Origin of the sequence: Paenibacillus jepli, assembly GCF_047238105.1 — a bacterium.
In the GTDB taxonomy this organism is placed as follows: domain Bacteria; phylum Bacillota; class Bacilli; order Paenibacillales; family Paenibacillaceae; genus Paenibacillus_D.
Genome location: NZ_JBDFMD010000001.1, coordinates 1140669 through 1159737 on the forward strand (window position 1 = coordinate 1140669; position 19069 = coordinate 1159737).

The window sequence follows — 19069 nt, forward strand, 5'->3', positions numbered from 1 at the left end:
CTTTGTTATCTCCAGCATATGCATTGACCTATGGGCAGGTCACACAGGGCCGCTTTTGATCACGAAGTGATGCAAAGAAGTGGACTCGACTTCAAATCTTGAATGCTGTACGAAGAAGACAGTGGCTCAGCTGTAGATACCGGTGCCGGAGCGGAATGCCTGCGAGCGCTCTTGCAAGCCTGCTTCGATGGCCGATTCATCCGGCGGCAGCCCTTGAGCGGCCGCGTAGGCCCTGATATCCTGGGTGATCCGCATGCTGCAAAATTTGGGGCCGCACATCGAGCAAAAATGCGCGGTCTTGGCCGCTTCCGCCGGCAGCGATTCATCGTGATAGGCCAGCGCCCGCTCCGGGTCGAGCGAGAGATGGAACTGATCCCGCCAGCGAAACTCGAAGCGCGCCTTCGAGAGCGCATCGTCACGAAGCTTGGCCCGGGGATGGCCTTTGGCCAGATCGGCAGCATGGGCGGCAATCTTGTACGTGATGACGCCTTCCTTGACATCCTCCTTGCCCGGCAGGCCGAGATGCTCCTTTGGTGTCACATAACAGAGCATCGCTGTGCCGAACCAGCCGATCATCGCCGCGCCGATCGCCGAGGTGATATGGTCGTATCCCGGAGCGATATCTGTCGTCAGCGGACCAAGCGTATAGAAAGGCGCCTCCTGGCATACCTCCAGCTGGCGATCCATGTTCTCGCGGATCTGGTGCATCGGCACATGGCCAGGTCCTTCGACCATAACCTGCACATCATGCTCCCAGGCGATCCGGGTCAGCTCGCCGAGTGTCTCCAGCTCTGCGAATTGGGCGGCATCGTTGGCATCCGCAATCGACCCTGGACGGAGTCCATCCCCCAAAGAGAAGGAGACGTCGTAGGCTTTCATGATCTCGCAAATGTCTTCAAAGTGGGTGTAAAGGAAGTTCTCCCGATGGTGCGCCAGGCACCAGGATGCCATGATCGAGCCGCCGCGCGAGACGATCCCGGTCAGTCTCTCAGCCGTGAGCGGGATATATCTCAGCAGCACGCCAGCATGGATCGTAAAATAATCCACGCCCTGCTCCGCTTGCTCAATCAGCGTGTCCCGGTATATCTCCCACGTCAGGTCGGCCGCCACACCGCCCACCTTCTCCAGCGCCTGATAGATCGGCACCGTGCCTACAGGCACCGAAGCGTTGCGGATGATCCACTCCCGAGTCGTGTGGATATTTTTGCCGGTGGACAGATCCATGATCGTATCCGCTCCCCAGCGGGTCGCCCACGTCATCTTCTCCACCTCGTCCTCCACCGAGGAGAGGACGGCAGAATTGCCGATGTTGGCATTGATCTTCACGTGAAACGCCCGGCCGATGATCATCGGCTCCAGTTCCGTGTGATTGATGTTAGCGGGAAGGATGGCCCGTCCGGCAGCAATCTCGGCACGGACGAACTCCGGCGTCATGCCTTCCCTGAGCGCGACATATTCCATCTCCGGCGTGATGATGCCTGCTCTGGCATAGTGCAGCTGCGTCACATTGCTGCCGGGGCGGGCTCTTCTCGGCCGCCTGCTTCCGTCTGCAGCTCCGGGGAACATCATGGCGCCTCGTTCTTGCACACCGGCAGCTGAGACATATCCATTATCGAGAGGCTGTATGGGACGTCCTTCATACATCTCGGTGTCGCCGCGCTCGCTGATCCAGCCGCTGCGTATATCGGGGAGTCCGAGCCGAACATCGGCCGTATATTCAGGGTCGGTATATGGCCCGCTTGCATCATAGACGAGCAGCGGCTCGTTGGGGATCTCCTCGTCTCCCCTACGCGACGGCTCCAGTCCGATCTCCCGCACCGGCACGCGCAGGTCGCTCCTGGAGCCCTGCACATACCGTTTGCGACTTCCTGGGAATGGTGAACTGGCAATACGTGTCGTTGTGTTAGTCATGCAAATATCATTCCTTTCGCGAGCAAATGTGCGAATCCCCCAGGAGCTCCAGCAGCTGCAGCCCAGACGCCTCGTCCCTGTATATCACGGTGTGCGGCCGAATGCGCATCGCGATCGCTCCTGGCGGTGACAGCAAAAAGCCGCCCCCGACGAAGGAGCGGCAGAATAAGAACTCGGGTGATGGACGCAAAGAAACTAGTGAACGGCTGCCTAAAAGTTTTGCGGAGCAAAACTAGCTTCGTAAGCATGGGCTGAGTTTTGCGGAGCAAAACTGGCTTCGTAACCAACGAAGCAGTGTGTCTCATTCCGGCGGCGCCTTTTCACCGGCGACGGCCGAATATGTAACCGTGCGCATGCACTTGTCCGAGTACGTATTCCCACTTTCCTACGCTGGCATAACCCAGATCAGGTTCAAAGGGACCAAAGCTCGCTCGCCTTGTCTCAGCCCGTTCGGGCACCCCTAGTGGATTCTGCTATGACTATACTAGGATGATACTGGCATTGTCAATGCTTACTTGTCCCGCCTGCTTTACGCATAGCCGCCTTCCCGCAGCAGCTCCAGCCACCGGGCAGCGGACTGTTCCCATGTAAACAGCTGCTCTACCCGCTCCCGCGCACGCTGACCCATATAGCATCGAAGATCCTCGTTGTGCATGAGCCAAATCAACCGATCCTTGAGCTCTTCACGGGGATGCTCAGGGTCGACCAGGAAGCCTGTTACGCCTTCCTCGATCACTTCTTTCATGCCGCCGGCACGCGTCCCCACGACCGGCAGACCGCAGGCCATCGCTTCGACATTGACCAAACCAAACGCCTCCCGGCGGTCAGACGGCACGACGGCCAGATCGGCGCCGATAAACCAGCTTGGCACTTCGGAGTAAGGTACATAGGGCACAAATTTCACATGTCCGGGGAAGGCGTTGCCCAATCTGTGAAGCTGTCTCGTATACGGCGTCATCCGGTGCGAGCCATAGAACGCGCTGCCGACGATGACGAGCAGCACATCGGGATGCGCCTGGACCAGGTCGGGGAGGACGTGCAGCAGATGATGCACCCCTTTGCGGGGCAGCAGCCGACCCATGAAGAGCAGCACCTTGCGGCCGTGCCATCCACGGCGCGTCCTCAGTTCCTCCCTCATCTGAGCTCCTGCAAGACTGTACTGCGACAGGAAGCGGCTGCTCTCGACGCCCAGATGCACCACCCGCAGCTTGCCGTTTGCCTCCGGTACCATACCGGCAGCCACATCCCGCAAATATTCGCTATTGACGATGATCCTCTCTGCCTGCCGAAAGCTCTCCCGCAGGGCAGTCCGGCTGATGCGGGCCGGATCGAGAAAGGTGGAGGAGTGCAGGTTGAGCCAGATGCGCGCCCGCGGTCGTTGTCTGCGCAGCCGGAGGACATACAGCGGCCGGTTCTCCACAACGGTCAGCTGCGGTGCAAAGGACCGCAGCGCGCTGCCTACCAGGCGGACATACCGGGGTTTGCTTGCAGCGGGATACCGGCAGCAGGTGACGCCTCGGTAGATGCCCCGCCTGGGCAGATGTCTCGCAGTCCGGCCATAGATGCGAGGCTCGATATGGGGCGCGAGGAGCGGTACGATATGCTCCACCACTCGTTCGACTGAGCTGCTGCCAGGCGATGGCAGCGGATACGAGCCCGGTGTGACGAAGGCAACACGATTCATTGACATACGATGCGGTCCGCCCCTTTCCTGACTGTAGCTGAGTACAAGGATCCCGTTATCTTAATTTACACACCGGATGTCCTCTCCGGCACGGCATCCTCCCATACGCTTGGCCTAACTTGCTGAACGCGAACGGTCCAGGTGCCCCATGACGCACTTGGCGCTGACTATTGATTTGTCCTATCCGATATGGCACACTAGTGCGATAGAGAGCAAGATTACCAGGCGGAAAGGACGTGGCTCAATCCTCATGAAGAGATGGCTGATGCGATCCATGACCGAGCTCAGTTCACGCAAATGGATCTCCCGTCTGACAGGCAGGCTTGCCCAGTCTGCGTTGAGCCGGCGGTTCATCCCGTCGTTCGCACGCATGTACGGGATCCAGGTGCAGGAAGCAGAGAAAGCGATCGGCGAATACAGCACCTTAAACGAGTTTTTCACCCGTCGGCTGAAGGCCGGAGCACGCGTCATCGACGATGATCCCGCGGCGCTGGTCAGTCCTGTGGATGCGCTGATCACTGGAGCAGGGCCGGTCAAGGCGGGGACGATATTCAATATTAAAGGACAAGATTACACGATCGATGAGCTCCTCAACCGCTCCCCTCGGGCAGCCAGCTATGTCGGCGGCTTCTGTATCGTTCTCTACCTGAGTCCCACGGACTATCATCGGATACATACGCCGGTCAGCGGCACGATCGTCGAGAAGGAGCATGTCCCCGGCAAGGTGTACCCGGTCAATGACTTTGGCCTGCGCCATATGACAAGGGTGCTGAGCCGCAACGAACGGTTGACGACTTACATCCGCCATGCCGGCGGCGAGATCGCGGTAGTGAAGGTAGGCGCTATGAATGTGAGCAGTATCAAGTACGTCGAGCCGCTCTCTCGCGAGGTAGAGAAGGGGCAGGAGCTGGCTTATTTCGAATTCGGCTCCACGGTCGTCCTGCTAACAGAGGATCATACGTTTAGTCTGCGCGGGGATCTGATGCCAGGCAAGAAGGTGCGCATGGGCGAGTCTTTGGGTACCCTGCGCTTGCCAAGCAGCAACTGAGGCGGGTTAGGTGAAACGGCTGTCGCCGTTAGTTTAAACAAGCAAACCAGCCCCTGCCTTGTTGTCGAAGGCGGGGGCTGGTTTTTGGCAAGGGACAAGAAGCTGGCTGTAATAAGAAATCAACTACAGGGATGCCTGTACCACGCATCCCTGTTCGAGCTGTGTGCAGCCGCTCCAGCACGTAGCTTACCGGATCTCGGAGGGGCTCTTGCCGGTATACTGCTTGAACTGGCGGCTGAAGAAAAAAATGTCCCGGTACCCGAGCGCGTCGGCGACCTCGGTCACATTCATACCGGCGTGCATGAGCAGATGCTGGGCCCGGTCGATACGGGTCTGGATCATGTAAGACTGAACGGACATTCCGATCAGCTGCTTGAACCGGGTAGAGAAATACCGCGGCGAGAGCTGTGCACGCATCGCCAGATCCTCGATCCGGTGCGGGATCCCCGGATTCTGGCGAATATAGTTGGCGATCTCGTGAATCGCTTCGGTGAGCTGGTTGCTGACATTTTTCTCTACCGGCCCTTCCAGATCCTGACGCAGCAGGAGGATCAGCAGCTGCTTCAAGATCAGCCTTGCCTCTTCCTCGGCGGCGTAGGTCTTCACGAGGAACAGACGCACATACCGGGAGAGCAGATGCTCGAAGTCGACCGTCTCCTGCAGTACCCGATATGGCCGGGGCACCTCGCTGACCGGCACCGACACGTCAAAGTGAATATAGGTCAACACAAGCGGCTTCTGCGGCTCGTGTGTCGCACTTGTATGATCGCCCGGCCGGAACAGGAAGCAGCTCCCCTTGGTCACTTCAAACGGGCGGTCGTTCAGGATGACCTCTCCTTCGCCGCTCCACACGTAGAATAAATCATAGTTGGCCAGCGCTTTCTCCCGCTTTTGCCATCTCCAGCCCGGCTCGCACACGATTTTGGCAAAAGCGGGCTTGAGTATCAAAGTAGACGGCTCTGCTTGCAACATCCCCCAATTCCGCTCCTTCCGCTATCCTTTGTTGTCATCATACAATACTTCAAAAAGTACGCGCAACTTGCAAAAATGTGAGACCGGTTATGTCGTTTGCAATTAATTAATGTTATAATACACCCGGAAGGTACGGAAATGAGCTGGAAGGATGGAAGATAATCATGAACTTACTTGCCAAGCAGTTGAACGAGACGCTTCAATCGGAAAATCCGCATATTTTTGACATGCTGTCAGGAATAGGCAAAGCCATTTATTTTCCTAAGGTAGGTATCTTGAGCCAGTCGGCAGAGGCAGCAGCCAAAGCCAAAAAGTATAATGCAACGATCGGCATCGCCACAGAGGGCGGGCAACCGATGCATCTGAAGACCATCCAAGAAACACTGTCCGCTTACGAGCCCAAGGACATTTATCCATATGCTCCACCGGCCGGCAAGCCTGAGCTGCGTACGATCTGGCGCGCCAAGATGCTTGAGGAGAATCCGTCTCTCGCCGGCAAGACCTTCGGCCAGCCGATCGTCACCAATGCGCTGACGCATGGACTCAGCATCGTCGCCGACCTGTTCGCTGATACGGGCGATGCCGTGATCATCCCGGATAAGAACTGGGAGAACTACGAGCTCACGTTCAGTATCCGCCGCGGCGCGGAGATGATCGAATATCCGCTGTATAACGAGGAGAACCGCTTCAACAGCGCCGGTCTGCGCGAGAAGCTGCTGACGCAGCAAGGCAAAGGCAAAGCCATCGTCATTCTTAATTTCCCGAATAATCCGACCGGCTACACACCGACCAGGCAGGAAGGCGCCGAGATTGTAGAAGCGATCCGCGACGCCGCAGAGGCCGGCATCAACGTCGTAGTCGTGACAGATGACGCCTATTTCGGCCTCTTCTTCGAGGATTCCTTGCATGAGTCGCTCTACGGCCAACTGGCTGACCTGCATCCGCGTGTGCTGGCGGTCAAAGTGGACGGCGCCACCAAGGAAGAGTATGTATGGGGCTTCCGTGTCGGCTTCATTACGTACGCTTCGCCCTCAGAAGAAGTGCTGAAGGCGCTGGAGATGAAGACGCTCGGTATCATCCGCGCCACGATCTCCAGCGGCCCGCATCCGTCGCAGACCTTTATCCTCCGCGCCTTGCAGGCGCCTGACTTCGATGAACAGCGCCGCAGCAAGTTCGACATCATGAAGCGCCGCGCCAACCGGGTGAAGGATCTGCTGGACAGCGGACGCTTCGGCGACGTATGGGAGTACTACCCGTTCAACTCCGGCTACTTCATGTGCCTGAAGCTGAAGAACGCTTCCGCGGAAGCCGTCCGCACCCGGCTGCTGGATGCTTACGGCGTCGGTACGATCGCACTTGGCGAGTCGGATCTGCGCGTAGCCTTCTCCTGCATCGAGGAGCTGCATCTGGAAGAGCTGTTCGAGACGATCTGCCAGGCTGTCAAGGACGTTACAGAAGGATAAACTGCACGTACGCATAACCAGCTCGAAGAGGCCTCGCTCGGCGCGGGGCCTCTTCGCTGCGTCTACTCTTCTTCGGCGGAAGCAAGGCGCCGCCGTGTACGGCGCGGCAGCACCATCCGAACATAAAGCGCTGCGATGACGGCTGCTGCTGCTGTCGCGCTGTATAGTCCTTCCATCACCAGCCCTGCCGCCAGCGGCAGCCACATCAATATGGCGCAGAGTGCCGTAGTCAACTGTACCACAGCAACCGCCGACGCCTGCCTGCGGGCCTCCGGCAGCGGGTAGATATGCCGCCATACCGAATAGCGATGGACCATGGTTACGGACCGGGCCTGGACACTGACGATGAAGACGAACAGCAGATATGCCGCTGCTGCTCCCCAGCCTTCGAGCAACGCCCCTGCGCCGGTCAGATACCCGACCAGCCCCCCCAGAAGGACCAGCCTGACCAGGATGCCTCCGAGCTCGGCCCTGATCATGGTCTGGCTGAAGAGGTAGCGGTAGGTATGGCTCTCCCGGTAAGGAACGCGGGCGGCCAGCCATGCCAGATAACCGCGGCGCTGCACCCGCTGGGCAAGCACCGGGACATCGATGAACGCGCCCAGGAACCTGTAGTATCGGCGGCGGGTCGCCTGCTCTTCTTCGATCAGCCGCTCCCACGGCAGCTGATGCTGCTTGGGCAGTCGCAACCAGAGCAAGTACGTGATACTGGCAGCCGCAAGGAATAGCAGCGAACGCCCCATCGTCACGTCCGTGTCCAGCAGCATGGCGATCATCACCGCATGCAGCAGCCAGCGTACTAAACGGGATACCCAGCGGGCTCCGGGCCAGGCCATCCGCCGCTCTCGCCAGGCATGGTGCATGTTGAACAGCTTGAGGATGACCAGGACGAGTGCCAGCACCGGCAGTGCGTAGTCATGTTCGACTGTACGGTTGTACAGCGGCCAGAAGAGCGCCAGCACGCCCAGCATCAGCAATACCGCAGCACTGCCGTTATACACCCATGAACGACGAAGGTAGCCGGCCATCTCCTGTTCCCTAGGCATAAGGAAAACCGTATCCGCCGGGTGGAGCCAGGTACGCATCGGGCTCCAGCACATGACCGGGGTTAGCAGTATCACCCCGACCAGAATCGTCGGGAATCCGGCAGGCGGCTCGCGCAGCAGGGTGCCGTAGCCGATCATCCCGAGGATGATCATCAGGACGACAAATCCGGGGAACCCGCTCTGCACCATAAAACGCAGATAAGGGAAGATTTCAAGCCGGAAGGCGCGAGCCCGCTGCCCCCACAGCGCCTCAAGTGATTGACGCATCGCCGTCACCTGCCACCACGAAGCGGTAAAACGCCTCTTCCAGCGAAATCCCGGGCGCCCCCGCCTGCTCACGAATCTCTTCCAGCGTCCCCTGAGCCGCCATCTTGCCCTGATGCACGACCAGGAATCGGTCGCAATACGCTTCCACCGTTGCCAGGATGTGCGAGCTCATCAGGATCGCCGCGCCGCTCTCTTTGACCTGCACCAGACGCTCCAGAAGCGATCGGATGCCCAGCGGGTCAAGACCGAGGAACGGCTCGTCGATGATGTAGAGGGCGGGCTCCGGCAGCAGCGCATTCATGATCATCACTTTTTGCCGCATTCCTTTGGAGAGATGATTCGAGAAGGCGTCCTTTTTGGCCTTCATATGGAACTCTTCAAGCAGATAAGCGCTACGTTCCTTGTAGCGGGCCTCCTCTACGCCGTAGGCCATCCCGGTCAGCCTCATATGTTCCTGGACCGTCAACTCATCGAAGAGCACTGGGTTCTCAGGGACGTAGGCAAATGCCGACCGGTACTGCTCCGGCGAAGCCTCCAGCGTCGTTCCCTTGATCCGGATCTCGCCCTTGTGCGGCTTCATCAAACCAAGGATATGCTTGATTGTCGTACTTTTCCCCGCGCCATTCAGACCGATCATGCCGACCATCTCGCCAGGTTTGATCTCGAAGTTCAGGTCATGCAGCACCGGTCTGCGCGGGCTGTAGCCGCCCGTAAGACCGTTGACTTGCAGAATGCTATCCAAGTGCATCCCCCCGTACTTATTCGTTTTCTGTATCCTTCCGTTCTCGCTTGGCCTTCAGCCAACGCGGGGCTCCCTTGTCCTTCGTATTTTCCTTTTTACGGGTTTTGCGCATCGACCCTTGCCCCGAACCTTGACGTGCCATTGAGCTGCCGTCACGTTGACCGCGAGCGGCGCCGACCTGCGCTCTCGAAGCCGGCTCTCCCGCCCCCGCTGGTGCGGGCTTTGTCCCGGCTGTTTCGCCATTCGGCTTGCGGGGGCCCGGCTTTGGCCGGACGCTCTTGGACTGGCTTTCGGCTTCCTGCAGCTGTCCGCCTGCCATCTCCTTGCGCTGAATTCGGATACGCAGCTGCTTTTCGAATTTGCGCATGATGAACACTTCCTGCGGCGAGACGATGGAGACGACCATGCCGGCTCTGCCCATCCGGCCGGTCCGGCCGGCACGGTGCACGTAGTAATCCGCGTCCGGCGGCGGATCCAGATTGATGACGAGCGGCAGCCCGGCGATATCGAGTCCGCGGGCAGCGATGTCGGTCGCCAGCAGCAGCTGGCAGCGGCCATCGCGGAATCGCGCCAAAGTCCCTGCGCGCTGCATCTTGTCCGCGTCTCCGTATAGCGCTTCTACTGTAAATCCTGCGTAGCTCAGCTTCGCTTGCCAGTTGGCGATCTGATCCGTATCGTTCAGGAAGAGCAGCGCCGAAGAAGCCCCCAGCAGCCGGATCAGCTTGCGCGCGGTCTCCGCCTTGTCGCGGGGCTCGCAGACGAGATATAGATTGTCCACCGTCGCGACCACCCGCTCATCGGGTCTTACAGACACGTGAGTGTGCTCCTTCATCCAACGCTGGGTCAGACGATGCATCAGCTCAGGGTACGTCGCCGAGAAAAACCCGATCTGCCGCTCGGGATGGGTATTATAAAGGATCGTCTCGACTTCGGCTGTCGAGCTCAGCCCAAAAACCTGATCCACTTCGTCAACAATAACCATCCGCACCTCATGCAGCTTGAGCTTGCGGCTCTTGTACAACTCATGGATACGGCCGGGGGTGCCGATGATCAGTTGAGGATGGTTCTTCAGCTTCTCGATCTGTCGCTTGACTGCAGCTCCGCCGATCAGTGCCTGTGTCCGGATGCCGAGCAATTCGGCATAGTCCTGTGCGACCCCGAAGATCTGCATCGCGAGCTCTTGTGTCGGCGCCAGCACCAACCCTTGCACATCCTTGCGCGACCCGTCGATCTGCTGCAGCAGCGGCAGCAGATAGGCCAGCGTCTTGCCCGAGCCTGTCTGGGACCGGGCGGAGACGTGCTCTCCCGCCAGCAGTGCCGGGATCGTGTCGGACTGTACCTGTGTAGGCGCGCTCAGTCCCCTGTCGACTAAGCCTTCGCTCAGGAGCGGGTGTACGCCCAAATGTTCCCATACTTCTTTCATTGCTAGATTGCCTCCAACGCGGTTATTTTTTGTTCAGCCATGGCCCTGCGATCCGATCCGCCAGGCCGGGAAACAGCTGGTAAAGGATCATCCCTCCGGCGGCCATAAGTGGCAGGTTGACTTCCCGTTTGCGGTGCTCGATGACACGCAGGATCGCTTTTACAACCCGCTCCGGCTTCATCATCATCCAACGTACGTTATTAACGTAATGGCCTTCCGGGTCTGCTGTCTCGAAGAACGGCGTTTCCACCGGCCCCGGATTGACAGCCGATACCGTGATCCCGGTACCCGCCAGCTCCAGCCGCAAGGCATTCGTAAACCCCAGGACGGCATGCTTGGTAGCCGAATAAGCGGTCGACTTCGGCGTGCCGAGCTTACCGGCCAGAGAAGCGATATTGACAATCTGTCCGTTTCCTTGCCGGGTCATATGGGGGATGACGGCTTTGGTACAGCGGACCGTACCCATATAATTGGTCTCCATCATCTCGGAGAAGCTTTCTATGGCAGCGTCCGTCAGCTTTTCAAACCGGGCATAGCCGGCATTATTGATCAGCACATCGATCCCATTGTAATCCGTCAGGATGCGCGGGATGACTTCATTCACCTGGGCGTCGTTGGTTACATCCATCAGATAGCTGCCATGCTCGCCTTTGAGAAGGTTGTACGCAGCCGTAAGCTTGCTCTCACTGCGTCCGGTTATGATCGGCAGTGCGCCCTGGTCGATCAGCATCTGTGCCGTCAACAGGCCGATCCCGCTGGTCGCCCCCGTGATGAGCACTTTTTTTCCCTGTAACATATAAGCATCACCTGTCTCAATATTACTTTAGATTGACCCCAAGAAGCAAAAAAAGCTCCCGCAGGAGCCTTGAAAATGATATTATGCAATCAGGACTTGGATATCCAGTTCGCCGATGCCGTCCATGATAAGGGGGATGGTCAGAGCTTTCTTTGTCTCGAACCCGTCCGTTTGTGTAGAACGCACGATCTTGGGAGGGGTGATATCAACTTTGACCCCTTGATTGAAGAGCAAGGTGCTGGCGTTGCCGCTAATCATATTGCCGAGTTCCGAGATGGCGCTGCTGCCGATCTCATCAATCTCGGAGACGACGAATCCGCCCATCATTGCAGATATGATCTTGAGCGCAACATCTTCCGTTAGGCCAAACACAATGTCACCGCTCATCTGCCCGGTCATGCCGATCTGAATCCAGATGTAGTCCTCCATGAACTCGACATCCTTAACCCCAAGCTGCCCGGTCGCCGGCCGAATCATAACTACCTGCTCAATGACGATTCTTGCCGATTCAAGAAACGGATTAATATATTCTGCCTTCATAGTAAGGTTACGCTCCTTTTCGACATACTTGGCCATTCATCTTTTTCTATTATACTCAATTTAATAGGACAAGTATACTATGTTTTGCCAAAAACGACAAACACCGCCCGAATCGGACGGTGCCAAAGCACTAAAACAACTGTACCTTTAGGAGGGGTTCCTTTTGCCTAACATTTGGACGCACCTGATCTTTGGGCAGCATGTTCTCCGAGAAACCCGCGAAGCGGAGAAGATCGCGGATCCCGACATGGAGCGGCTGTTCAACTTTGGCTGCCAGGGTCCTGACTTTCTCTTTTATCACAATTATCTGCCCTGGAAAAAGGACAAGACAATGAACCGTCTCGGCAGCGCCATGCATAGTCGCCATTGCGGTCCGGTCATCATGGACATGCTGGAGGGCGCCATCGGACTGCCGGACAGCCACCCCGAGCGCGAGCAGACCCTTGTCTATACGATGGGCTTCGTGCTGCACCATATCCTCGATCGCAATATGCACCCTTACGTATTCAGCCGCTCCGGCTTCCGCAAGTGGGATCATCAACGCTTCGAGGTCATGATGGACACGCTGGTCGCAAGAGAACTGCTCGGTCTCCAGACCTGGAAGACACCCGTATGGCACGAGCTGCGGTTCGGCAGCCGGCTGCCGGAGCGCGTCGTCGATTGCTTCGAGGAAATCGCAGCCTGCCATTATCCCGACCTTGCTACCAGTATCGAGACGGAGGACTGGCATCAGGCCGCCCGCGATATGGTGCAGGCTCATCGGCTTTTCTACGATCCAACAGGGATCCGGCGCCTGTTGACCTTTGGCCAGTTCGAGGCGCTTGTCTACAAGAGATACGTACCGCCGCTGGATATCCTGAACGAACACCGAGAGTCCTGGATCGACCCGACCAACGCCGCGATCCGGCACGACGACAGCGTTTGGATGTTATGGGAGCAGTCGATGATCGAAGCCAAGGAGGTCATCCGCTCGATCATCGATTGGCTGCGAGAAGCACGCACCGGCTCGGACAGCCTGGAATCAGGCGATAGTGAAGCCATGCGGGCCCGGACGGCAGCGCTTATCGCCAACCGCTCTTACGAGACCGGGCTGGATTGCGACAGCGGTCCGCCGATCCGCTTCGCCCAGTCGATCTGGCCTGATGGCGGCGTCAACCTCCATGAAGAAGCTTCACGCGCCGGATAGGACAGCAGCGCAGCTAGATAGCTTGCCCTTGCTCGGACGCCCCTCGGCGATAGCGCAGACGGATCAGACGCAGTCTGTCATAGAGCAAGTCTACTTGCTTGCCCTTGAGCTCTTCCTCGTCATAGACCTGACTGAGCACCGGTTTGAGATACCGGTCGCCGACTGCCGCGAGCGCATCCCAGATCCGCTGCTGCTCCGTCTGGGGCACAGAGGAGAGTTCCTTGCCGATCAGAGGCTCCATGTCATAGCCTTCCTTCTCCAGCTGCTCCACTCTCTCCAGCAGTTCGCGGCGCGGGAGCTCCAATGCCGACTGCAGCTCGTCCAGCGACCGGCCTTCGCTGACACCGCTCAGGATGAGCCGCTTCTCTTGCTGACGATCCAGCTCCAGTTTGAATTTGTTCTCCTTTTGCTTATACAGCCACCGCGTATATTCCTGAACGTCGAGCTCCTCCATCACCCAGTGCAGCGGGAAAGGCTTATCCTGTTCGAATTGACGGGTGATCGCCAGTACGTCCTCCGCATAAGCGATATTTTTGGTCTCCCCCCATCCCGGGATCTGCAGCAGCTCTCCTGCCTGATGCGGGACAAATGCGCTGATCATCCACAGCATCCGGTTGGTGGCGACGACGTATGCTGCTTTCTTCAACTCGATCGCTTTGCTGCGGCGCCACTCGCGCAGCGCATCGAACAGCTCGGAGCGCGCATTCATCTCTCCGTAGCATTGGATGAAGGAGATCAGGCCGCCTGCCCCCCTTGCCGAACCGCGGTCTTCCAGCATGCCGTCAACCACAGGAATAAATCCCTCCCCCATCTTGATGGCGATGCCGTGACGGAAGGTTGTCAGCATCTCCTCCCACGAACTTCCCTCGAACCAGCTCTCAGCTCCCCCTTCCGCACCTGTCTCCTGCCACAATACATGCCAGATTCCCTGCTTTTCGCAGATGGACACCTGAGCGCTGTTGATCCGTCCTTCTGCCGTTTCTTTCTCGAGCGTATTCATAAATACCAGTTGCATATCGCAAAGCCTCCCCGGATTTGAAATTATCGAAAACTGCTGCCTGAAGATACCGGCAACCGGCTCCGGCTTCGCTGGATATGCATCAAAAAAAGCACCTCCTCAGCGTAGTGCCGAAGAGGTGCTTCCTCATTCCGAACAAATTTTCGATTAATTGAATCGTACCATAATTCGGATATGGAGGCAAGTATTTTCTTGGGCTGAGTCCTTCCCATGCCCTGTCCTTCTGGATGGTGTATAATGAGAACGATCCGTTTCACGCAGACTTTTTTTCACCTGATAGTAGGAGGCTTGATTATGCAGCTCAATGAATACGATTTTTTGTCGGATACTACCGAAGAAACCTCGACCCGCTTCGTCACCTTCATCACACCGGGACTGCAGCGGTTCGATCTGGCGATCACATCTACCAGCCGATTCTACGGTAAAAAGCTCATCACTGATCTTCAGGCCGGCCGGACGGCAATCGTCGGACCGGATGACCTTGATGAGCCCGGATATCTGGAAGCCACATTTCGACTGCATGAAGAAGATGCCGATGAACTCAAGCAGTTTTTGACGCTGGTGGTAGGCGTGGTGAATTTTACCGATTAATCTGTGGCACCCTAATGGACGGCAAGCGATTCCGATTGTAGGAGGTCTAGAGATGTCCGATCCATTTGTTCCCGAGGATAAACGCAAGTATACCGATCTGCCCGCTGTAGAGTCGCAGCGCAATGACCTGACCGCCGAAGAGTTCCCGGAGGGACCTTACGGCGCCGATCTGCTCAGCGAATCCTTGGGCAAGAGCAGCCCCTGGAGGGCCGATCAGCGTCCCACCAACCGCTTTGATTACGAGAACCGTCACCTCCACGAAGGGCTCTCCCGCCATTTTCCCGGCGACAGCGGCGAAGGCAACGCGGATCCTGATCTGGTAGAGGATTAAGAACGGCCTCGGCCGTATCGCTCCAGCCGGCTCAGCTGCGGCTCGGCGCGGGGGGCCGGTGCGGACGGCTTGGGAGCCGGCTTGCTCTGCGGCACCGGCCGCTTGTCCTGGGACTGCAGCTGCCCGCTGATGGCCTGCAGCCGCAGCTCCCTGACCTGATCCTCCAGCAGTTCGACCCGGGCATGCAGCGCCTGGACGGCATGCAGCAGCCGCTTTACGGTTATCGATCCTCCAGCTCCGTCCCGTTCCTCCGCATCCTCACGTTGTGTTACGCCTGTATCCGCTTCTCCGCCCAGCAGGGCATCCAGCTCTTCTTTGGTCACATTATTGTTATCTGCCATGACAGGCTCCCCACCCTTGAGAATATATTCTCTATTGTTGGGGTTTCGGGCATCGTTGTCAATCTTTTAGAGCGCATTGCCCCTCCAGACCAGTTGGCTAGCCGGCGGACGTGTAGGCGCCGTGATGCGTCGGGCCGATCCCGCCGCCTATCTCCAGCGCCTGGCCGATCGCGGCATCGATGAAGGCTTTGGCCGTAGCGAAGGCCTCCTGCACGGTTCTTCCTTTGGCCAGCTCGGCCGTCAAGGCCGCCGAGAGCGTACACCCCGTGCCATGGGTATGTCTGGTGGCGATGCGCGGCGAAGCCAGTCTCAGCATCTCGCTGCCGTCATACAACAGGTCGATGGCATCCCCGCCGCCGAGATGCCCTCCCTTGAGAAGCACATACTGCGGTCCCAGCGCATACAGAGCTCGCGCGACCTCCTCCATATCCTCCACCCGATCGGTTAGAGGCAGCCTGGCAAGCGTACAGGCTTCCGGCAGATTGGGCATGATGACGGTTGCCAGCGGCAGCAGCAGGCTGCGCAGCGCATCCACCGCTTCGTCCTGCAGCAGCGGCGTGCCGCCTTTGGCGATCATCACCGGGTCGATGACCAGCTGCTTTACTCCGGAATGCTCCAGATAACGGGCAACACAGGTTATGATCTCCGCTGAATACAGCATACCGGTCTTAACCGCATCCGCGCCGATATCCGTCAGCACCGAACGCAGCTGCTCTTCGATGCATGCCGGCGACTGGGGATAGACGCCCTGGACACCCAGCGTATTCTGAGCGGTCAGTACGGTGATGACGCTCATGCCGTATACTTTTAATTGATGGAAGGTTTTCAGATCGGCCTGAATGCCCGCCCCGCCTCCCGAATCGGAGCCGGCAATCGTCAATGCTCTTGGTATCATAAACATCGCCTCCAAAATTGTGGTAGCCGCCCGCTCAGCGGACAGCCAGCCGGGAGAACCGCTCCGGCGCAAATCGTCCAAGCGAGACCCGAGGTGTGCGCTCCTCGATCAGATCGATTGCCGCCTGCGCGGTGACCGGGCTCAACAGGATGCCGTTGCGGTAATGGCCGGCAGCCATCACTAGCTGCCGCCGGCCTGGCAGCTTGCCGAGCAGCGGGTAACCATCCTGGGTAGCGGGTCGCAGACCGGCCCAGCGATGGTAGGGCTGCAGCTGCTCAAGGAACGGATAGAGACGGTGATTCCAATTGAGCAGCCGACCGATGCCACGCTCGGTGACCGAGGTATCAAAACCGGCGACATCTTCGGAGGCCCCGCAGACGAGCGTGCCATTAGCCTTGGGGACGACGTATCCCTGGCTGCCAAATACCATATGGCGCACCGTCCCGGGCTCCGCCAGCTCATAAGCGCAGATCTGGCCCCGGATCGGATAGACGGGGAGCTGCAGGCCGAGCGGTTCTTGGAGAGCACCCGCCCAGGCACCGTTGCAGATGACGAGGCAGTCCCCCTCATAGATCTGGCCCTGAGCATCCGTGACATAGGCCCGCTCATCCTCGGGCATGCCGATTCGCACCTCGCCCAGCCGCTCCAGGATCCGGACGCCGCCCCTCCGGCAGGCCGCCTCCAGCGCGCGTACGTAATCCGGTGCATAGATGTGGCTCTCGTCCGGATGATACAGCGCCGCCCGCACAGCAGTCGACAAGGCAGGCTCCAGCGCCCGCAGGGCCGCTCCCTGCACGATCTCCGGCGGACTGCCAAAGCGCTGCTGCCATGCCGCTCTGCCGGCCAGCGCGAGCAGATCGGAGTCATGATAGACGACATTGAGCGAACCAGAGTTGCTATATTCAAAAGTTAGCCCGGAGGCATCCTTGACCGCTTGCTGCCAGTCGGGATAGAGCCTGAGGCTGGCCAGACAGAGCAGGAAGAAATCATCCGGTCCTTCGCCGTTCTCCGAGAAAGGCGCCAGCATGCCTGCCGCTGCGCCGGATGCCTGGCCGCCGCAGCGTCCCTGCTCCAGCAGCGTGACCCGGTGACCCCGGCGCGCGGCCTCGAATGCGGTGGACAGTCCGATCACCCCGCCCCCGACAACCAGGATATGCTTGCTCATCAGGTCACCTTCAATGCTGCAAATTCGCTGCTAGCGGTCGCATAACGCTTCTTCGGGATCCGGCCGGCCAGATAGGACAGACGCCCCGCTTCGATCGCCAGCTTCATAGCCAGCGCCATTCGCACCGGATCGACCGCTTTGGCGACAGGCGTATTCATCAGGACGCCATCCACGCCCAGTTCCATCGCTTGGGTGACATCCGCCGCCGCACCCAATCCCGCATCAATAATGATCGGTACGCCGGCCTCCTCTACGATCAGTCCGATGTTGTAGGGATTGAGGATGCCCAGGCCCGTCCCGATCGGCGCGCCGCCGGGCATGACAGCCGCCGCTCCTGCTTCCTCCAGCCGCTTGCACAGGACGGGATCGTCTGAAGTATAAGGCAGTACCGTAAACCCTTCTGCCGCCAGAATCTCTGTCGCCTTCAGCGTCTCTACCGGATCGGGCAGCAGCGTCCGTTCGTTGGCGCTGATCTCCACCTTGATCCAATCGCTGAGGCCTGAAGCTCTAGCCATTCTGGCAATCCTCACCGCTTCCTCCGCAGTCGAGGCGCCGGACGTATTGGGCAGATAGGTGAATGGTTTGAAGCTCAGATGATGCAGGATCGCATCATCCTCGGGCTCCTCCAGATTGATCCGGCGGATCGCAAAGGTCAGTACCTCTGCTTCCGAAGCCCGGATCGCCTCATTCTGAACGTGAGGGTTGGGATACCGGCCGGTCCCGAGGAAAAATCGCGAACTCAGCCTCTTGCCGCCGATGATCAGCGGATCTCCCGTTTGCTGTTGTGATGTCGTCATAGCTTAGCCACCTCCTACAAAATGGACCAGCTCGATACGCATGCCTTCGCTGAGGGGCGTGTCCTCCCAGACGGATTTGTCGACGATCATCCCATCCACTTCCGCTACGACCAGCTTGCCCTGCAGCTCGTAGTGCCGCAGCACATCGCCAAGGACGGCCGCATCCAGCTCCGCCGGCTTGCCATTAACCGTCAGTCTCATAGCGGTCTCGCCTCCCGTCCGCCGCCTTTGGCGATGGCGAGCCGGAACGCTTCGCAGGTGCCTCGCACATCGCTGCTGCCGACGATCTCGCTGATCGCGCAGATCCGCCGAGCGCCGGCCTGCAGCACCTCGCCGACATTATGCAGCTTGATGCCGCCGATGGCGACCCAAGGGATCGTAATCTCGGCCGCCACCTGACGTACATAGTCTGTCGTCACCGGATCGACTACATCCACCTTGCTCTTGGTGGCGAACACCGGTCCGACGCCGATGTAGTCCGCGCCGCCGCGCTGGGCCTCGCGAGCCTCTTCGATAGCATGCGTCGAGATCCCGATGATCTTGCCGCCCATGATGCGGCGCGCCGTCTCCAGCGGCAGATCGTCCTGGCCCAGATGGATGCCGTCGGCATCGACGGCCAGCGCGATATCGATATGATCATTGACGATAAACGTGACGCCATGTCGGCGTGTCAGCTCGCGCAGCGCCTCGGCCTTGCGCAGTACCTCCCGCTTGGAGGCGGTCTTGTCCCGCAGCTGGATGATATCGCTGCCGCCGAGGATCGCTTCCTCGATCACTTCGATCTGCGACCTGCCGGGATGGAACTGCTCGCCGGTAATTGTATAAAGGGTAAAATCCTTCATCTGTTCGTTAC

20 protein-coding genes and 1 riboswitch are annotated in these 19069 nt (G+C 58.8%); of the genes, 5 read left to right on the forward strand and 15 right to left on the reverse strand.

Going from position 1 to position 19069, the window contains the following annotated elements:
• Positions 1 to 126 precede the first annotated feature (126 nt).
• Together thiC and ABC336_RS05265 are read right to left on the reverse strand one after the other, a co-directional pair.
• Complete coding sequence (gene thiC / locus ABC336_RS05260; RefSeq protein WP_413237668.1) at positions 127 to 1911, reverse strand: phosphomethylpyrimidine synthase ThiC; 1785 nt, start codon at positions 1909 to 1911, stop codon at positions 127 to 129.
• A 365-nt stretch (positions 1912 to 2276) separates the two neighbouring features.
• A riboswitch (TPP riboswitch) is annotated at positions 2277 to 2383 on the reverse strand.
• A gap of 57 nt (positions 2384 to 2440) precedes the next feature.
• A complete protein-coding gene (locus ABC336_RS05265) occupies positions 2441 to 3601 on the reverse strand; it encodes a glycosyltransferase family 4 protein (protein ID WP_413237669.1) in 1161 nt (386 codons plus the stop codon).
• 244 nt (positions 3602 to 3845) lie between these two features.
• Here ABC336_RS05265 and asd point away from each other — a divergent pair, with 244 nt between their 5' ends.
• Complete coding sequence (asd, locus tag ABC336_RS05270; protein ID WP_413237670.1) at positions 3846 to 4643, forward strand: archaetidylserine decarboxylase; 798 nt, start codon at positions 3846 to 3848, stop codon at positions 4641 to 4643.
• Between the two features lie 186 nt (positions 4644 to 4829).
• Here the strand turns inward: asd and ABC336_RS05275 are convergent, their stop codons facing one another.
• Positions 4830 to 5615 (reverse strand): helix-turn-helix domain-containing protein, encoded by a 786-nt coding sequence (locus tag ABC336_RS05275; RefSeq protein ID WP_413237671.1) that lies wholly within the window; start codon positions 5613 to 5615, stop codon positions 4830 to 4832.
• A gap of 164 nt (positions 5616 to 5779) precedes the next feature.
• Between ABC336_RS05275 and ABC336_RS05280 the strand changes: the two genes are divergently transcribed.
• Positions 5780 to 7078 carry an aminotransferase class I/II-fold pyridoxal phosphate-dependent enzyme gene (locus ABC336_RS05280; protein WP_413237672.1) on the forward strand — a complete coding sequence of 433 codons (1299 nt, stop codon included), beginning with the start codon at positions 5780 to 5782 and terminating at the stop codon, positions 7076 to 7078.
• Positions 7079 to 7140: 62 nt separating this feature from the next.
• Here ABC336_RS05280 and ABC336_RS05285 read toward each other — a convergent pair whose 3' ends face one another.
• The 5 genes from ABC336_RS05285 to ABC336_RS05305 form a co-directional block, all read right to left on the reverse strand.
• The gene (locus tag ABC336_RS05285; RefSeq protein ID WP_413237673.1) at positions 7141 to 8391 is read right to left on the reverse strand and encodes an ABC transporter permease; all 1251 of its coding nucleotides are present in this window, start codon (positions 8389 to 8391) and stop codon (positions 7141 to 7143) included.
• Entirely contained in the window at positions 8375 to 9139 is a 765-nt protein-coding gene (locus tag ABC336_RS05290) for an ABC transporter ATP-binding protein (protein WP_413237674.1), read from the reverse strand. Before ABC336_RS05290 ends, ABC336_RS05285 begins: the two co-directional genes overlap by 17 nt.
• Positions 9140 to 9149: 10 nt before the next feature.
• Positions 9150 to 10556: a DEAD/DEAH box helicase gene (locus tag ABC336_RS05295; RefSeq protein ID WP_413237675.1), complete on the reverse strand. Its 1407-nt coding sequence runs from the start codon at positions 10554 to 10556 to the stop codon at positions 9150 to 9152.
• 22 nt (positions 10557 to 10578) lie between these two features.
• Entirely contained in the window at positions 10579 to 11352 is a 774-nt protein-coding gene (locus ABC336_RS05300; RefSeq protein ID WP_413237676.1) for an SDR family NAD(P)-dependent oxidoreductase, read from the reverse strand.
• A gap of 81 nt (positions 11353 to 11433) precedes the next feature.
• Positions 11434 to 11892, reverse strand: a complete 459-nt coding sequence (locus tag ABC336_RS05305; protein WP_413237677.1) for a chemotaxis protein CheX — start codon at positions 11890 to 11892, stop codon at positions 11434 to 11436.
• 163 nt (positions 11893 to 12055) lie between these two features.
• Between ABC336_RS05305 and ABC336_RS05310 the strand changes: the two genes are divergently transcribed.
• Complete coding sequence (locus tag ABC336_RS05310; protein WP_413237678.1) at positions 12056 to 13078, forward strand: hypothetical protein; 1023 nt, start codon at positions 12056 to 12058, stop codon at positions 13076 to 13078.
• Between the two features lie 13 nt (positions 13079 to 13091).
• Here ABC336_RS05310 and ABC336_RS05315 read toward each other — a convergent pair whose 3' ends face one another.
• On the reverse strand, positions 13092 to 14093 hold the full coding sequence (locus tag ABC336_RS05315) for an HRDC domain-containing protein (RefSeq protein ID WP_413237679.1): 1002 nt from the start codon (positions 14091 to 14093) through the stop codon (positions 13092 to 13094).
• 297 nt (positions 14094 to 14390) lie between these two features.
• On the opposite strand from ABC336_RS05315, the gene ABC336_RS05320 reads away from it, so the two are divergent.
• On the forward strand, positions 14391 to 14687 hold the full coding sequence (locus ABC336_RS05320) for a DUF3055 domain-containing protein (RefSeq protein ID WP_413237680.1): 297 nt from the start codon (positions 14391 to 14393) through the stop codon (positions 14685 to 14687).
• A 52-nt stretch (positions 14688 to 14739) separates the two neighbouring features.
• Entirely contained in the window at positions 14740 to 15018 is a 279-nt protein-coding gene (locus tag ABC336_RS05325) for a hypothetical protein (protein WP_413237681.1), read from the forward strand.
• Here the strand turns inward: ABC336_RS05325 and ABC336_RS05330 are convergent.
• The 6 genes from ABC336_RS05330 to thiE form a co-directional block, all read right to left on the reverse strand.
• A complete protein-coding gene (locus ABC336_RS05330; protein ID WP_413237682.1) occupies positions 15015 to 15359 on the reverse strand; it encodes a hypothetical protein in 345 nt (114 codons plus the stop codon). The genes ABC336_RS05325 and ABC336_RS05330 overlap by 4 nt on opposite strands.
• Before the next feature lie 97 nt (positions 15360 to 15456).
• Entirely contained in the window at positions 15457 to 16254 is a 798-nt protein-coding gene (thiD, locus tag ABC336_RS05335) for a bifunctional hydroxymethylpyrimidine kinase/phosphomethylpyrimidine kinase (protein WP_413237683.1), read from the reverse strand.
• Positions 16255 to 16288: 34 nt separating this feature from the next.
• The gene (thiO, locus tag ABC336_RS05340; RefSeq protein ID WP_413237684.1) at positions 16289 to 17419 is read right to left on the reverse strand and encodes a glycine oxidase ThiO; all 1131 of its coding nucleotides are present in this window, start codon (positions 17417 to 17419) and stop codon (positions 16289 to 16291) included.
• Positions 17419 to 18216, reverse strand: coding sequence for a thiazole synthase (locus ABC336_RS05345; protein ID WP_413237685.1), 798 nt, complete (start codon positions 18214 to 18216; stop codon positions 17419 to 17421). Before ABC336_RS05345 ends, thiO begins: the two co-directional genes overlap by 1 nt.
• Positions 18217 to 18219: 3 nt before the next feature.
• Entirely contained in the window at positions 18220 to 18417 is a 198-nt protein-coding gene (gene thiS, locus ABC336_RS05350; protein WP_413237686.1) for a sulfur carrier protein ThiS, read from the reverse strand.
• Complete coding sequence (gene thiE, locus ABC336_RS05355; protein ID WP_413237687.1) at positions 18414 to 19058, reverse strand: thiamine phosphate synthase; 645 nt, start codon at positions 19056 to 19058, stop codon at positions 18414 to 18416. The genes thiS and thiE overlap by 4 nt, the downstream gene beginning before the upstream one ends.
• Positions 19059 to 19069: the final 11 nt, after the last annotated feature.

Bases quoted from the DNA above. Each gene is read 5' to 3' on its own strand.
- thiC (WP_413237668.1), bottom strand. From the start codon at position 1,911: ATGACTAACACAACGACACGTATTGCCAGTTCACCATTCCCAGGAAGT.
- ABC336_RS05265 (WP_413237669.1), bottom strand. From the start codon at position 3,601: ATGTCAATGAATCGTGTTGCCTTCGTCACACCGGGCTCGTATCCGCTG.
- asd (WP_413237670.1), top strand. From the start codon at position 3,846: ATGAAGAGATGGCTGATGCGATCCATGACCGAGCTCAGTTCACGCAAA.
- ABC336_RS05275 (WP_413237671.1), bottom strand. From the start codon at position 5,615: ATGTTGCAAGCAGAGCCGTCTACTTTGATACTCAAGCCCGCTTTTGCC.
- ABC336_RS05280 (WP_413237672.1), top strand. From the start codon at position 5,780: ATGAACTTACTTGCCAAGCAGTTGAACGAGACGCTTCAATCGGAAAAT.
- ABC336_RS05285 (WP_413237673.1), bottom strand. From the start codon at position 8,391: ATGCGTCAATCACTTGAGGCGCTGTGGGGGCAGCGGGCTCGCGCCTTC.
- ABC336_RS05290 (WP_413237674.1), bottom strand. From the start codon at position 9,139: ATGCACTTGGATAGCATTCTGCAAGTCAACGGTCTTACGGGCGGCTAC.
- ABC336_RS05295 (WP_413237675.1), bottom strand. From the start codon at position 10,556: ATGAAAGAAGTATGGGAACATTTGGGCGTACACCCGCTCCTGAGCGAA.
- ABC336_RS05300 (WP_413237676.1), bottom strand. From the start codon at position 11,352: ATGTTACAGGGAAAAAAAGTGCTCATCACGGGGGCGACCAGCGGGATC.
- ABC336_RS05305 (WP_413237677.1), bottom strand. From the start codon at position 11,892: ATGAAGGCAGAATATATTAATCCGTTTCTTGAATCGGCAAGAATCGTC.
- ABC336_RS05315 (WP_413237679.1), bottom strand. From the start codon at position 14,093: ATGCAACTGGTATTTATGAATACGCTCGAGAAAGAAACGGCAGAAGGA.
- ABC336_RS05320 (WP_413237680.1), top strand. From the start codon at position 14,391: ATGCAGCTCAATGAATACGATTTTTTGTCGGATACTACCGAAGAAACC.
- ABC336_RS05325 (WP_413237681.1), top strand. From the start codon at position 14,740: ATGTCCGATCCATTTGTTCCCGAGGATAAACGCAAGTATACCGATCTG.
- ABC336_RS05330 (WP_413237682.1), bottom strand. From the start codon at position 15,359: ATGGCAGATAACAATAATGTGACCAAAGAAGAGCTGGATGCCCTGCTG.
- thiD (WP_413237683.1), bottom strand. From the start codon at position 16,254: ATGATACCAAGAGCATTGACGATTGCCGGCTCCGATTCGGGAGGCGGG.
- thiO (WP_413237684.1), bottom strand. From the start codon at position 17,419: ATGAGCAAGCATATCCTGGTTGTCGGGGGCGGGGTGATCGGACTGTCC.
- ABC336_RS05345 (WP_413237685.1), bottom strand. From the start codon at position 18,216: ATGACGACATCACAACAGCAAACGGGAGATCCGCTGATCATCGGCGGC.
- thiS (WP_413237686.1), bottom strand. From the start codon at position 18,417: ATGAGACTGACGGTTAATGGCAAGCCGGCGGAGCTGGATGCGGCCGTC.
- thiE (WP_413237687.1), bottom strand. From the start codon at position 19,058: ATGAAGGATTTTACCCTTTATACAATTACCGGCGAGCAGTTCCATCCC.